This is a genomic window from Luteimonas sp. Soil_N_1, from assembly GCF_057656255.1.
This window is the reverse complement of the sequence record NZ_JBDGKS010000001.1, coordinates 2,491,317-2,505,414: the sequence shown is the minus strand read 5'-3', so window position 1 is coordinate 2,505,414 and position 14,098 is coordinate 2,491,317. Positions and strand designations below refer to the sequence as shown.

Below are 14,098 nucleotides of genomic sequence, written 5' to 3'. Positions count from 1 at the left end.
TTGCATCGGAACGTTTGTCGTCATGACCTCATCCCGCAAGACAGGTAAATCCGCCGCGGCCGCCGCGCCCGTGAAATCCACGAAAGCCGCCGCGCCGGCGAAGAAGAAGGCCACGAGCGTGCTGCCTGCGCCGCCACGCCGCGCCGGCCTCGGCCTGCTCGATCCGATCTTCGACGCCGTGCGCCGCCGCGCCGGCAAGGCGGCGCATGCGGACGCCAGCGCGTTCGCGCAGGCCTTCTACCGCCGCATGACCGAAGACGAGCTGCCGTTGCACAGCGCCGACGGTTGGGCCGCGCTCGCCGCGGACCTGTTCGACTTCGCCGGCAAGCGCAAGCCGGGCACCGCGAACGTGCGTCTGTTCAATCCGGTGATGAAAACCCATGGCTGGGAGTCGCCGCATACGGTGCTGCAGGTCGTCAACGACGACATGCCGTTCCTCGTCGACTCGGTGACGATGGCGCTTGCCGAGCAGGGCATCGGCGTACACGTGCTGGGCCATCCGGTGCTGTCGATCTCGCGCGATCGCGCCGGCCGTCTGACCGGCGTGGGCGAGGGCGATTCGGAATCGGTGATGCATCTTGAGATCGACCGGCAGACGCCGGAAGAGAACGCGCGTATCGAAGCGCTGGTGCGCGGCGTGCTCGACGACGTGCGGGTGATCGTCGCCGACTGGCCGTCGATGCGCGACAAGATGCTGCAGATGGCGACCGATCTGGACTCGCAGAAGATTCCGGTGTCGGAATCGAGCCGCGAGGAAGCGCAGGAATTCCTGCGCTGGGCCGCGAGCGACCACTTCACGTTCTTCGGCTATCGCGCCTACAAGGTCCGCCGCAAGGGCGACGACGCGCGCCTTGAAGCCGTGCCCGACAGCGGCATGGGCCTGCTGCGCACGCCCGGCGCGGTGAAGTCGCGGCCGATCAGCGAACTCGGCGCCGATGCATTGCGCCGCGAAGGGTTGATCGACGCGCTGATCCTGACCAAGACCAGTGCGCGTTCGACCGTGCACCGTCCCGGCTACATGGACTACATCGGCATCCTCGGCTACGACGATGCCGGCAATGTCGTCAGCGAGCAGCGCTTCCTCGGCCTGTATACGTCGAGTGCGTACACCCGCCGTCCGTGGGATATCCCGCTGGTGCGCGAGCGCTTCGAACACGTGATGACCGAATCCGGCCTCAAGCCGACGGGCCACAGCGGCAAGGCGCTCAAGCATCTGCTCGAGACGCTGCCGCGCGACGAGCTGTTCCAGTCGACGCCCGACGAACTGTTCCGTCTCGGCACCGGCATCCTCGGCCTGCAGGAGCGCGTGCGCAGCCGCCTGTTCTTGCGCAAGGACCGCTACGGCCGCTTCTATTCGGTGCTGGTCTACATCCCGCGCGACCGTTTCAACACCGACGTGCGCCGCCGCATCGAGCAGCTGCTGCGTGAAGTCATGCAGGCCGACCACGTGGACGCGAGCGTCGTGCTCGGCGAATCGCCGCTGGCGCAGCTGCATCTGATCGTGCGTCCGCGTGCCGGCGTCGCCTCCGACATCGACCAGGGCGCGCTGGAGCAGGCGCTGCAGGCGATCGTGCGCAACTGGCAGGACGATCTGCGCGACGAACTCGTGCGTCGCCACGGCGAGGCCGAAGGCCTGCGCCTTGCAGGCCGCTTCGGTCGTGCGCTGTCACCGGCCTACATCGAATTCGCATCGCCGGCCGCGGCCGCGACCGATGTCGAGAAGCTGGCCGCGACCGCCGAGTCCGAATCGCTGCAGCTGAGTTTCTACACCCAGCCGCTGCCGACCACCGGCGAGTCGGTGCTGCACTTCAAGCTCTATCGCCGTGATGCGCACATCCCGCTGTCGGACGTGCTGCCGGTGATGGAAAACCTCGGCCTGCGCGTGATCGCCGAGCATCCCAACCGCATCGAGGTCGACGGCACCACGCTGTTCCTGCAGGACTTCTACGTCGAGGCCACCACCGGTGCGATCGACGTCGACGCCCGCGCGCAGGCCTTCACCGAGGCCTTCGACCGCGTGTGGCGCGGCGATGCCGAGAACGACGGCTTCAACCGCCTCGTGCTGGGCGCCGATCTCGACTGGCGCCAGATCGCGATGCTGCGCGGCTACTGCAAGTACCTGCTGCAGGTCGGCGTGCCGTTCTCGCAGGCCTACGTCGAAGACACGCTGGCCCGCTATCCGCTGCTCGCGCGTCTGCTGGTCGAAGTCTTCGAATCGCGCTTCGATCCGGCAACGGGCACCGAAAGCCGTGCGCAGATCGACGCCGGCCGCGAGGCCTTCGCCGCCCAGCTGCAGGCGTTGACCGGTAATGACGAGGCGACACTCACGACGCTGCAGCCGCTGCTCGATGCACGCGGCAGCGACCGCGATACGCAGTACGAAGCGTCGCGCGCCGCGCTGAAGGGCCTGCTCGACCGCGTGTCCAGCCTCGACGAGGACCGCATCCTGCGCAGCTATCTCGCCGTCGTCGACGCGACGCTGCGCACGAGCTACTACCAGAAGAACCGCAACGGCGGCCTGCTCGACACGATCAGCTTCAAGTTCGATTCGGCGCGCGTGCCCGAGCTGCCGAAGCCGCGTCCGTACCGCGAGATCTTCGTCTACGGCCCGCGCGTGGAAGGTATCCACCTGCGCTTCGGACCGGTCGCACGTGGCGGCCTGCGCTGGTCGGACCGCCGCGAGGACTTCCGCACGGAGGTGCTGGGCCTGGTCAAGGCGCAGATGGTCAAGAACACGGTCATCGTGCCGGTCGGCTCGAAGGGCGGCTTCATCGTCAAGCGTCCGCCTGTCGGCGGCGACCGCGATGCGCAGTTCGCCGAAGGCGTCGCCTGCTACACGCTCTTCATCAACGGCCTGCTGCAGATCACCGACAACATCGTCGAAGGCGAGATCGTGCCGCCGAAGGATGTCGTGCGTCACGACGACAACGATCCCTATCTCGTCGTCGCCGCCGACAAGGGCACCGCGACGTTCTCCGACACCGCCAACGGCATCGCGCGCGAGCATGGTTTCTGGCTCGACGACGCGTTCGCGTCCGGCGGCTCGGTCGGCTACGACCACAAGGGCATGGGCATCACCGCGCGCGGCGCCTGGGAGTCGGTCAAGCGCCACTTCCGTGCGATGAACCGTAACTCGCAGACCGAGGACTTCACGGCCGTGGGTGTCGGCGACATGTCCGGCGACGTGTTCGGCAACGGCATGCTGCTGAGCGAACACATCCGCCTGGTCGCCGCGTTCGATCACCGCCACATCTTCATCGACCCGGACCCGGATGCGGCGCGTTCGTTCGCCGAGCGCCAGCGCATGTTCGCGATTCCGCGTTCGAGCTGGGAGGACTACGACACGTCGCTGATCGCCAAGGGCGGCGGCGTGTGGCCGCGCAGCGCGAAGTCGATTCCGCTTTCAGTGGAAGCGCGCGAAGCGCTGGGCATCGAAGGCGATGCGACGTCGATCAGCCCGAACGAGCTGATGTCGGCGATCCTGCGCGCGCCGGTCGATCTGCTGTGGAACGGCGGTATCGGCACCTATGTGAAATCGTCGAGCGAGACGCATGCCGATGTCGGCGACCGTGCCAACAACCCGCTGCGTGTCGACGGGCGCGACCTGCGCTGCAAGGTGGTGGGCGAGGGCGGCAACCTGGGCCTGACCCAGCTCGGCCGTATCGAAGCCGCACTGCACGGCGTGCTGCTCAATACCGACTTCATCGACAACTCGGCCGGTGTGGACACCTCGGACCACGAGGTCAACATCAAGATCCTGCTCAATGCCCTGGTGCAGGACGGCAGCATGAAACTGCCGGCGCGCAACAAGCTGCTGGCGTCGATGACCGACGAAGTTGCCGGTCTGGTGCTGTGGGACAACTACCGCCAGAACCAGGCGCTGAGCCTGATGGAGCGCATGAGCGTGTCGCGCCTGGGCTCCAAGCGCCACTTCATCCGCACGCTGGAAGCGCAGGGTCTGCTCGATCGCCAGATCGAGTTCCTGCCGTCGGATGCCGAGATTTCCGAGCGCAAGACCAAGGGCCTGGGCCTGACGCGTCCGGAACTGTCGGTGTTGCTGTCCTACTCGAAGCTGGTCGCGTTCGACCAGATGCTCGATTCCGACATTCCGGAAGATCCGTACCTCTCGCGCGAACTGCAGCGCTACTTCCCGCAGCCGCTGCAGAAGAAGTACGCCGAGCTGATGGAAGGCCATCGCCTGAAGCGCGAGATCATCGCGACCGCGGTGACCAACACCATGATCAACCGCATGGGCGCGACCTTCCTGCTGCGCATGCAGGAAGACAGCGGCCGCGGTCCGGGCGAGGTCGCCAAGGCGTTCACGATCACCCGCGAGACGATCGAAGCGCGTGCACTGTGGGGCCAGATCGATGCGCTCGACGGCCAGGTGCCGGAGTCGGTGCAGGTCGATGCGCTGCAGGTGATCTGGAACCTGCAGCGTGCGTTCACCCGCTGGTTGCTGGCGCGCCCGGGTGCGCTGCCCGACATCACGACCGCGGTCGACCGCTACCACGACGGTTTCCAAGCGATCCGCGACGGCAGCAAGATCATCGCCGAAGGCCAGCGCGCCGAACACGATGCCAGCCTGCAGGCGTGGATCGAGAAGGGCGTGCCGAAGTCGCTTGCGATCGAGCTGGCGGCGCTGCCGTATCTCGAAGCCGCGTGGGACATCATCGAGGTCGCCAGCGAGCGCAAGCAGAAGCCGGTCGACGTGGCGCGTCTGCACTTCCGTCTGGGCGAGGCCTTGAACCTGCCGTGGCTCACCGCGCAGATCGATGCGCTGGAAGTCGACGGCCGCTGGCACGCGGTCGCACGTGGCGTGCTGCGCGAAGAACTCGGCCAGCAGCACCGCGCCCTCGTGTCGCAGGTGCTGTCGATGCCGGGCGCCACGCCGGAGGCCAAGGTGCAGGCGTGGCTGGAACGCGACGATTCCGCGTTGCGTTTCACCCTGGCGATGCTCGGCGAACTCGCGGCGCAGAAGTCGCTGGACTATCCGACCGCCTCTGTCGCGGTGCAGCGCGTGTCGCAGCTGGTGCAGCGCAGCTGACGCTGCGTTCCGCAGGCGGATCTCCGCCGCCTCGATCCCGCCCGCATGCCGGGCGGGATCGGGTGCGCATTGCCGCACACGCGACATCCCGATACAGCGCCTGCGCTAAGCTGCGCGCCGACGTTCACGCACCGGCCCGCCGATGACCGCAACGCCCCGTATCGCTTTCATTGCCAGCCAGGCCGATGGCGCGCAACGCGCCCTGTCGGTGCTGACGGGCCTGCACGGGCAGTGCGATCCCGAAGCCGCCGACGTACTGGTACCGCTCGGCGGGGACGGCTTCATGCTGCAGACGCTGCATCGCCATGGACAGCTCGGCAAGCCGGTCTACGGCATGAAGCTGGGGACCGTCGGCTTTCTGATGAATCACTACCGGCCGGACGATCCCGCGTCGGGCTCCGATCTGCTGGCGCGCATCGCGGCAGCCGAGCCGGCCGTGTTGCGTCCGCTGGAAATGCGCACCGAGACCGAATCGGGCGCGACGGTCACCTCGCTCGCCTACAACGAGGTCGCGCTGTTGCGGCAAACGCGCCAGGCCGCGCATCTGCAGATCGATCTCAACGGCGTGACCCGCCTCGAGGAACTCGTTGCCGACGGCGTGATCCTGTCGACCGCGGCCGGCAGCACCGCCTACAACTTCTCCGCGCACGGGCCGATCCTGCCGCTCGGCGCGGGCGTGGTGGCATTGACGCCGATCGCGCCGTTCCGGCCACGTCGCTGGCGTGGTGCGATCCTGCGCGCGGAGACCGAAGTGCGGTTCCGCGTGCTCGATCCCTACAAGCGCCCGGTCAGCGTGACCGCCGATTCGCACGAAGTGCGCGATGTCGTCGAGGTCACGATCCGCGAATCCCGCGAGCGCACCGTGACCCTGCTGTTCGACGCCGAACACAATCTCGAAGAACGGATCCTCAGCGAACAGTTCGTGGTCTGATCGACGTCAGTCGACCGGCGCTGCGCCATCGCCGGCGGCCACCGCGAGCGGGCGCACGCGCTGCACCAGCGTCATCAGGGTGCGTCCGGGCTCCTCGATCGGGGCGAAGTGCGCAGAGTGTTCGAACCACGCCGCGTGCTTGAACGGCGCATCCACGGCGGCGATCCAGTCGGCGACCGGTTGCGAGGGCGTGGTGAAGTCGTGCCGGCCCAACAGCATTACCACCGGCGCCTGCACACGGCGCAGGCCCCGGAAATCCACGCTGCGCCACTGGCCGAGAATGCGATCGAGCGTCAGCGCGCTGCCGTCAGCAATCGCGCGCCTGTCGTCGGGCGTGTAATCAGGCGACAGCCGCTGCGCGCGGAAGTAGTAATCAGAGTTGTCGCGATACGCGCTGTGGCCGCCGTAGTGGATGACCCACTTGCGCTGGGCGTCGATGCGGCCGTTGCGCAGATCGGTGCCGGGGTAGGGCGCCAGCGCTTCGAGTTCGCCCACCGCGGTGTCGTTGCCCTCGCTGCGTGCGGCGTCGAGCGCATGCGCGTAGCCGATGGTCTCGTCGGTCCAGGGATGGATGATCTGGCCGATGCCGACATACGCGTGCAGCCATTCGGGCTTCTCCGCCAGCACGCGCATGCCGATCACGCTGCCCCAGCTGTGACCGACCAGGATCACCTTGCGCTTGCCGTAGGTCGTGCGCAGCCAGTCGATCAGCTCGATCGCGTCACCGACATAGCGGTCGATCGCGATCGTCGGCGCGACCGCATCCGCATCATTCGCCCGCAGCGTGCGCCCGGCGGCGCGCTGGTCCCACTGCACGACGGTGAAGTAGTCCTCCCACGGCTTCTGGAAGGTCCACGAGGCCGGCATCATCGGCGCTGCGGGTCCGCCGTGGACGTAGAGCAGGATCGGATTCGTGCGATCCATGCCGCGCACCGTGATCACCTGCTCGATGCCACCGATCCGCACGGTGTGTGTCTCCTGCACGCCCGACGGCGCGACGATGCGCTGCAGGTCGCCGACGATGCCGCGGGCTTCGGCGTTGGGATCGTCATCCGGCGGAGCGGCGCCCGCGCACAGCGGCAACGCGAGCAGGGCGAGGGCACACAGGCGGACCCGGGACATGGCGCATTCCTCGTGGCGCGGACTGCTTCCCACGCTGCGCCTGCCGGCGGATGCAGCCCAGTGCCGTTGGTCAGGGGCCCGTATGCCGGGATCGCGCATAATCCACACAGGCTGTTCCAGCCGCTTCACGGTCTTCGCACCGCCGACGCCTCGCCGGACACCGCCACCCCCATTGCCCTGCGATCCGCCATGCCCGATCTGTCCGTCCCCACGCTCACCGTCGCGATCACCACGCGCGCCCTGTTCGATCTCGAGGACAGCCATGCCGTGTTCGAGGCCGAAGGCATCGAGGCCTACGCCGAGCACCAGCGTGCCCACGAGGACGATGTCCTCGAGCCGGGCATCGCGTTTCCCCTGGTGCGCAAGCTGCTGGCCCTGAACATCGACGCGCCGCCCGACGCGCCGCACGTCGAGGTGATTCTGCTGTCGCGGAATTCGGCCGACAGCGGGCTGCGGATCTTCAACTCGATCCAGCACCACAACCTGGGCATCACCCGCGCGACCTTCACCTCCGGCGAGCCGACCTGGCCCTACATCAAGCCCTTCGGTACCCAGCTGTTCCTGTCGGCCAATCCCGACTCGGTGCGCCGCGCACTGGAGAACGGCATCGCTGCGGCGACGATCATCCCGGCGCGCGCACCGGCGCATCGCAACGACCAGCTGCGGATCGCGTTCGACGGCGACGCGGTGATCTTCGGCGACGAGGGCGAACGTCTGTCGCAAGAGAGCGGCCTCGACGCATTCCACAAGCACGAGCGTGATCGCGCGCGTGAGGAGATGACCGGCGGCCCGTTCCGCGGCTTCCTCGCCGCGCTGCACGACCTGCAGGCCGCGTATCCGGCCGGCAAGGACGCACCGATCCGCACCGCGCTGGTCACCGCGCGTTCGGCGCCCGCGCACGAACGCGTGATCCGCACGCTGCGCGCATGGGGCGTGCGCCTCGACGAGGCGCTGTTCCTCGGCGGACGGCCGAAGGGCCCGTTCCTCGACGCATTCGGCGCAGACATCTTCTTCGACGACTCGCAGCACAACATCGATTCCGCTCGCCCGCATGTCGCCGCCGGCCATGTGCCGCACGGCTGGTCGAACCGCTGACCGATGGCGCGCTGGCTCGATCGCCTGCTGGGCCGGTCCGACGGACCGCGCAAGCCGTACGTCCGCCACCACGAGGGTCTGGCGTCGCTGCAGTTCGTGCGGCACCAGACGCAGAGCCGCATGGTCAGCGATGATCCCGACCGCCTGCTGATCGACTACACCCGCACGATGTTCGCCGCGCTGCTGTGGCAGCCCGCGCCCGCGAAGCTGGGCATGGTAGGTCTGGGGGGCGGATCGCAGACGAAGTTCGCGTACCGCCACCTGCCCGGCACGCGCATCGAGGTAGTGGAGAACAACCCGCATGTCGTCGCGTTGCGCGGCGAGTTCGGCATCCCCGACGACGACGCCCGGCTGGCCGTGGTCGTCGACGATGGCGTGCGTTTCGTCGAGGCGCGACGCGGTCATTTCGACCTGCTGCTGGTCGATGGCTACGACGAACGCGGCATCCCCGCCGAGCTGTCGACACAGGCGTTCTACGACGCCTGCCGCGACACGCTGACCGCCACCGGCGTGATGGCCTGCAATCTGTACGTGCGCGATCCGCACACGCATATCGAGAAGCTGCGGACCGCGTTCGGCGCCGATCATGTGCTGGTCGTCGACGAGCCGAAGATGAGCAACCGCGTGGCGTTCGCGTGGCGGGGTGAGCTGTCCACGCTCGACGCCGAGGCGCTGGCTGCGCGTGTGCCGGTGCAGGTGCGGGCCCTGCTGCCGGAGGTCTTCGCGCGCATCGCGGTGCGCGTCGTGCGGCATCGGACCGTGACCGGGCGCACCTGACGACGGCGGACCGCGCCGGGCAGATCGATCCGGTCACCAGGCCGGACGGGGCGTCACCGGATCTGCTTCCGGGTACAACTGCAGGCATGGAAGGCTGTAATGCGTCCGGGCGCGTCGCCTGTCCGCAGCAGGTCCGCAACATTGCACCCCGGTCGAAACCCCTTCAAAGTCGGCGGTCGACGAATCGTCCACGGGGAACACGAATGCAACGATGGATCTGGACACTTGCGTGCGCGCTGGTGCTCGCAACTGGCGCACCACTCGCGGGCGCCGCAACGGTTTCGGGCGGCATGACGCTCGAACAGATCGCGCAGTCGCGCGCCGTCACCCAGGCGCAGATCAGCCCCGATGGTCAGGAAGTCGCCTACATCCTGTCGGTGCCGCGCACGCTGGGCGTCGATCCTGATGGTCCGGCGCGGACCGAGCTGCATGTCGTCGACCGCAACGACAACAGTCGCGGCTTCATCACCGGCAAGGTCGATGTAGCCGCGCCGCGCTGGCTGCCCGATGGTCAGCGCGTGGCGTATCTGTCCAAACGCGAAGGCGACGAGACCCGCGGCCTGTACACCATTCCGCTGCGCGGCGGCGAGTCGACCCGCGTGGCGAAGCTCGCCGGCGACATCTCCAGCTATGACCTCTCGCCTGACGGTCGCCGCGCCGCGTTGCTGTCGGCGCAGCGCGAGAGCGACGCGCGCAAGGCGCTGCGCGACAAGGGCTTCTCGCAGAAGGTCTACGAGGAAGACTGGCGCCCGATCGAGCTGTGGATCGCCGAACTCGGCAGCGAGGCCGAGCCGCGCCGCATCGCCATCGAAGGCAGTGTGCAGGCGGTGCGGTGGAGCCCGGCCGGTGACCGTCTGGCCGTCGTGGTCACCCCGCGGCAGCTGACCGACGACACCATGGTCGAGGCGCGCGTGCGCATCTATTCGGTCGAAGGCCGCGAGCTGGGCCGCGTCGACAATCCCGGCAAGCTCGGCGACATGGCCTGGAGCCCGGACGGCGCGCATCTGGCGATCATTTCCGCCGAAGACAAGAACGATCCCAGCGAAGGCCGCCTGACCGTGGTCGGTCGCGATGGCGGTGCGCAGCGCGATCTGCTGCCCGGCCTCGAAGGCCACGTGCGCGGCGTCGCCTGGCGCGACGCGACGACGCTGGTGTTCCTCAGCCATGAAGGCGTGCAGAGCCGGATCGGCGAGATCCAGGTCGATGGAAGCAATCCGCGCACCGTGCTGGCTGCAGGCGGCCCGGTGCACATGGGCCTGAGCCTGTCGCCGCGCGGCGACATCGCCCTGGTCGGCAGCGATCCCACGCATCCGTCCGAGGTGTTCCATCTGGCGTCGGGCGCGCGCGAAGCGCGCCGGCTGACCGACAGCAATCCGTGGCTCAAGGATGTGCGTCTCGCGCGTCAGGAAGTCGTGCGCTACACCGCGCGTGACGGTCTCGAACTCGAAGGCCTGCTGGTGCATCCGCTGGAGCGCCGCGGCAACGCGCGCGTGCCGTTGATCCTGGTGGTGCACGGCGGTCCGGAATCGCATTTCTCCAACGCCTGGCTCAACGCGTATTCGCAGCCGGCGCAGGTCGCGGCCGCGCAGGGCTTCGCGTCGTTCTTCCCGAACTACCGGTCGAGCACCGGACGCGGCGTCGCGTTCTCCAAGCTCGGTCATGGCCGTCCGGGCATGGAAGAGTTCGACGACGTCGTCGATGGTGTCGATCATCTGGTCGAGACCGGTCTGGTGGATCGCGACAAGGTCGGCATCACCGGCGGTTCCTACGGCGGCTACGCCAGTGCCTGGGGCGCCACGTACTACAGCGAGCGCTTCGCGGCCTCGGTGATGTTCGTCGGCATTTCCGACCAGGCGAGTCTGGTCACCACCGGCGACATTCCCTACGAGCAGTACAACGTGCACATGCAGACCTGGCCGTGGGAAAGCCCGGAGATGTACCGCCAGACCAGCCCGATCACGCATGCGCAGAAGTCGCGCACGCCGACGCTGATCCTGCACGGCGAAGCCGATCCGCGCGTGCCGGTGATGCAGTCGTACATGATGTACCGCTACCTGCAGCTGGCCGGGCAGGCGCCGGTGCGGCTGGTGCTGTATCCGGGCGAAGGCCACGGCAACAGCCGCGGCGCATCGCGCTACGACTATTCGCTGCGTCTGATGCAGTGGATGACGCATTACCTCACGGGTCCGGGCGGCGAGCCGCCGGCGTACGAGATCGACTACGCACTGCCGGAGCAGGGCGCCAAGCGCTGAGTGCCGCTGCCCCTCGATGATCACGAAACCGCGCCGATCTCCGGCGCGGTTTTTTTTCGTGTCTACGGATCCCGAACTGCCATCTGCATCGCAGCGTGGCGCACTCCATGCGCGTCGATGCAACGCCTCCGCCGCCCGTGGGTGGCTTCTTCGCTCGCCAGCCAATCGTCGTCTTCCGCCCTCAGGCATTCAGCGTCACTGCCTCCGCAGCGCTGGACGCGCACGCCATTCACGCCACCGTCGCCTGCGCGTCACGCCTCGTTGCCCGCCGCATCGATACCTTGCCTCCCATCGATCCGCGCCACGGCAACACCGGATGCGCACCGCGATACCGGCCTTGTCCGGCAGGCGCACGGACGATGCGGCAGAGCGACACGCCGCCCCTGAGATTCCCCCGATTGGAGAACCTGATGTCCAACAAGACCGCACATACCCTCAACGACCTGATCGCCATTGCCCGCGACGGCAAGGACTTCTACGAAGAAGCCGCGCAGAAGGTCGACGACGCCGAGCTGAAGACGCTGTTCGCACGCATCGCCACCACCAAGTCGCAGATCGTCAGCGAGCTCAGCGCCGCCGTGCAGGCCGCTGGCGGCAAGCCGGAAGACTCTGGCACGTTCGTCGGCAGCATGCAGCAGATGTACGGCAAGGTCCGTGCGACGCTGGGCGACAAGGAATACGGCTATGTGGCCGAGCTCGAAGAGTCCGAGGACCGTCTGCTGGAAGCCTTCGACGAGGCCTCGCGCGATGCCGACACGCCGCCGGCTGCCCGCGACGTCGTCGTCCGTCTGCTGCCGGAAGTGCGCGCCTGTCACGACGTGATGCGCACCCGCAAGCTGGCGATGAAGAACGCGCAGTAAGCCAGCCGCACGTTCTGATCCGATCGAGGGGCCGGTCCATGACCGGCCTTTCTTTTTTGTCCGCGTGTGATGCGATCGAGCGTTTCCACGTTGCGGCGCAGGCGGCCGGACGTACCGGTCGGACGTGAGACCTCCGGCGGGCGAAAACCACCGGTTGCGCCTGCAACGGTCGAGGAACCCCGGCGCGGCTGGCAGAATCGCCGGCTCCCCCGTTTCGCGCATTCCGATGACCGCACCCGCCGCCACCGCGCCCGCCAAGGGCCGCGTGCTGTTCGCCAGCCTGATCGGCACGACGATCGAATTCTTCGATTTCTACATCTACGCGACCGCCGCGGTGCTGGTGTTCCCGAAGCTGTTCTTCCCGTCGGCCGATCCCGCATCGGCCACGCTGCAGTCGCTGGCGACGTTCGCGCTCGCGTTCTTCGCACGCCCCATCGGGTCGGCGGTGTTCGGCCATTACGGCGATCGCGTCGGCCGCAAGGCGACGCTGGTCGCGGCGCTGCTGACGATGGGCATCTCGACGGTCGTCATCGGCCTGCTGCCGACCTATGCGCAGATCGGTGTCGCCGCGCCGCTGCTGCTCGCGTTGTGCCGGTTCGGACAGGGCCTGGGCCTGGGCGGCGAGTGGGGCGGGGCAGTGCTGCTGGCCACCGAGAATGCGCCGCCCGGCAAGCGCGCCTGGTACGGCATGTTTCCGCAGCTCGGTGCGCCGCTGGGGTTCTTCCTGTCGACGGCGATCTTCCTCGTGCTGACCGAGGTGATGAGCGACGACGCGTTCTTCGCCTGGGGCTGGCGCATTCCGTTCCTGGCCAGCGCGGTGCTGGTGCTGGTCGGGCTGTGGGTGCGCCTGCGCATCACCGAAACACCGGATTTCCAGAAGGTGCTCGACAAGGGCGCGCGCGTGCGCCTGCCGATGCAGGAAGTGCTGGTCAACCAGTGGCGCGGCGTCGTCGCCGGCACGATGCTCGCATTGGCGACCTTCGTGCTGTTCTATCTGATGACGGTGTTCGCGCTGAGCTGGGGCACCTCGCAACTCGGTTATTCGCGCGAGCATTTCCTGATGCTGCAACTCGCCGGCGTGGTCTGCTTCGCGGCGACGATCCCGATCTCCGCGTTGTATGCCGACCGCTTCGGCCGCCGCCGCGCAATGCTGATCGCCAGCGCCGGGATCGTGGTGTTCGGCCTGTGCTTCGCGCCGCTGTTCGTCGCCGACAGCCACATTGCGACGCTCGCCTTCCTGATGATCGGCCTCGGACTGATGGGCCTGACCTACGGCCCGGTCGGCACGCTGCTGGCCGAACAGTTCCCGACTGCGGTGCGCTACACCGGCGCATCGCTGGCGTTCAATCTGGCCGGCATCTTCGGTGCATCGCTGGCGCCGTACATCGCGACCTGGCTGGGCGAGCGGCATGGACTGGCGTCGGTGGGCTGGTATCTCGCCGGCGCGGCGGTGCTGAGTTTCATCGCGCTGTGGACGCTGCCACGTGAGGGTGCGCCGGGTGATCTGCCGGCCGGGCGCTAGACTGGCGCGTCTTTCGCCGCGGAGTCGCGCATGCATCACTGGCTGCTGCTGAGCATCGTCGTCGCCGTTGTGGTGGGCATGCTGCTGCCGTTGCAGGCGCTGCTCAACGCGCGCGTCGGTGCATTGACCGAAGGTGCGCTGTTCGCGTCGTTCCTGTCATTCGCGGTCGGCACGTTCGCTCTCGCGCTGGTACTGCTGGTCACGCGCACGCCGTTGCCGTCGATGCGCACGCTGAGTACATTGCCGCCGTGGCTCTGGTGCGGTGGACTGATCGGTGCGGTGTTCGTGTTCTGCGGCACGCTGCTGGTGCCGCGGCTCGGCGCGGCCGGCATGATCTGCCTGATCGTCGCCGGACAACTGGTCGGCTCGCTGCTGCTCGATCATTACGGCGTGCTGTCGCAGCCGCGTCCTGTCGATGCGGTGCGCCTGGCTGGTGCGGCGCTGGTCGGCATCGGCGCGCTGCTGGTCGTGCGCCCCTGGCAGGCGGGGTGA

The 14,098-nt window shown here is 67.9% G+C and carries 9 protein-coding genes; 8 read left to right on the top strand and 1 reads right to left on the bottom strand.

Going from position 1 to position 14,098, the window contains the following annotated elements; translation table 11 throughout:
* Window positions 1-22: 22 nt before the first annotated feature.
* Window positions 23-5,047: an NAD-glutamate dehydrogenase gene (locus tag AC3A4E_RS11565; protein WP_487631609.1), complete on the top strand. Its 5,025-nt coding sequence runs from the start codon at window positions 23-25 to the stop codon at window positions 5,045-5,047.
* Between the two features lie 142 nt (window positions 5,048-5,189).
* Complete coding sequence (locus tag AC3A4E_RS11560) at window positions 5,190-5,978, top strand: NAD kinase (protein WP_487631608.1); 789 nt, start codon at window positions 5,190-5,192, stop codon at window positions 5,976-5,978.
* Between the two features lie 6 nt (window positions 5,979-5,984).
* Here AC3A4E_RS11560 and AC3A4E_RS11555 read toward each other — a convergent pair whose 3' ends face one another.
* Window positions 5,985-7,100, bottom strand: a complete 1,116-nt coding sequence (locus AC3A4E_RS11555) for an alpha/beta fold hydrolase (RefSeq protein WP_487631607.1) — start codon at window positions 7,098-7,100, stop codon at window positions 5,985-5,987.
* A 189-nt stretch (window positions 7,101-7,289) separates the two neighbouring features.
* Here AC3A4E_RS11555 and AC3A4E_RS11550 point away from each other — a divergent pair, with 189 nt between their 5' ends.
* The 6 genes from AC3A4E_RS11550 to AC3A4E_RS11525 all read left to right on the top strand — a co-directional run bounded on the left by AC3A4E_RS11550 (window position 7,290) and on the right by AC3A4E_RS11525 (window position 14,098).
* The gene (locus AC3A4E_RS11550; protein ID WP_465074626.1) at window positions 7,290-8,195 is read left to right on the top strand and encodes a 5'-nucleotidase; all 906 of its coding nucleotides are present in this window, start codon (window positions 7,290-7,292) and stop codon (window positions 8,193-8,195) included.
* Window positions 8,196-8,198: 3 nt separating this feature from the next.
* Window positions 8,199-8,972 carry a spermine/spermidine synthase domain-containing protein gene (locus AC3A4E_RS11545; protein WP_487631606.1) on the top strand — a complete coding sequence of 258 codons (774 nt, stop codon included), beginning with the start codon at window positions 8,199-8,201 and terminating at the stop codon, window positions 8,970-8,972.
* A gap of 203 nt (window positions 8,973-9,175) precedes the next feature.
* The gene (locus tag AC3A4E_RS11540) at window positions 9,176-11,224 is read left to right on the top strand and encodes an alpha/beta hydrolase family protein (protein ID WP_487631605.1); all 2,049 of its coding nucleotides are present in this window, start codon (window positions 9,176-9,178) and stop codon (window positions 11,222-11,224) included.
* Between the two features lie 410 nt (window positions 11,225-11,634).
* Window positions 11,635-12,084 carry a PA2169 family four-helix-bundle protein gene (locus tag AC3A4E_RS11535; RefSeq protein ID WP_487631604.1) on the top strand — a complete coding sequence of 150 codons (450 nt, stop codon included), beginning with the start codon at window positions 11,635-11,637 and terminating at the stop codon, window positions 12,082-12,084.
* Between the two features lie 226 nt (window positions 12,085-12,310).
* On the top strand, window positions 12,311-13,606 hold the full coding sequence (locus tag AC3A4E_RS11530; RefSeq protein ID WP_487631603.1) for an MFS transporter: 1,296 nt from the start codon (window positions 12,311-12,313) through the stop codon (window positions 13,604-13,606).
* A gap of 30 nt (window positions 13,607-13,636) precedes the next feature.
* Window positions 13,637-14,098 (top strand): DMT family transporter, encoded by a 462-nt coding sequence (locus AC3A4E_RS11525; protein WP_487631602.1) that lies wholly within the window; start codon window positions 13,637-13,639, stop codon window positions 14,096-14,098.

What these genes read in the sequence shown, in the direction of transcription:
- AC3A4E_RS11565 (WP_487631609.1), top strand. Translation starts at nt 23, where the DNA reads ATGACCTCATCCCGCAAGACAGGTAAATCCGCCGCGGCCGCCGCGCCC.
- AC3A4E_RS11560 (WP_487631608.1), top strand. Translation starts at nt 5,190, where the DNA reads ATGACCGCAACGCCCCGTATCGCTTTCATTGCCAGCCAGGCCGATGGC.
- AC3A4E_RS11555 (WP_487631607.1), bottom strand. Translation starts at nt 7,100, where the DNA reads ATGTCCCGGGTCCGCCTGTGTGCCCTCGCCCTGCTCGCGTTGCCGCTG.
- AC3A4E_RS11550 (WP_465074626.1), top strand. Translation starts at nt 7,290, where the DNA reads ATGCCCGATCTGTCCGTCCCCACGCTCACCGTCGCGATCACCACGCGC.
- AC3A4E_RS11545 (WP_487631606.1), top strand. Translation starts at nt 8,199, where the DNA reads ATGGCGCGCTGGCTCGATCGCCTGCTGGGCCGGTCCGACGGACCGCGC.
- AC3A4E_RS11540 (WP_487631605.1), top strand. Translation starts at nt 9,176, where the DNA reads ATGCAACGATGGATCTGGACACTTGCGTGCGCGCTGGTGCTCGCAACT.
- AC3A4E_RS11535 (WP_487631604.1), top strand. Translation starts at nt 11,635, where the DNA reads ATGTCCAACAAGACCGCACATACCCTCAACGACCTGATCGCCATTGCC.
- AC3A4E_RS11530 (WP_487631603.1), top strand. Translation starts at nt 12,311, where the DNA reads ATGACCGCACCCGCCGCCACCGCGCCCGCCAAGGGCCGCGTGCTGTTC.
- AC3A4E_RS11525 (WP_487631602.1), top strand. Translation starts at nt 13,637, where the DNA reads ATGCATCACTGGCTGCTGCTGAGCATCGTCGTCGCCGTTGTGGTGGGC.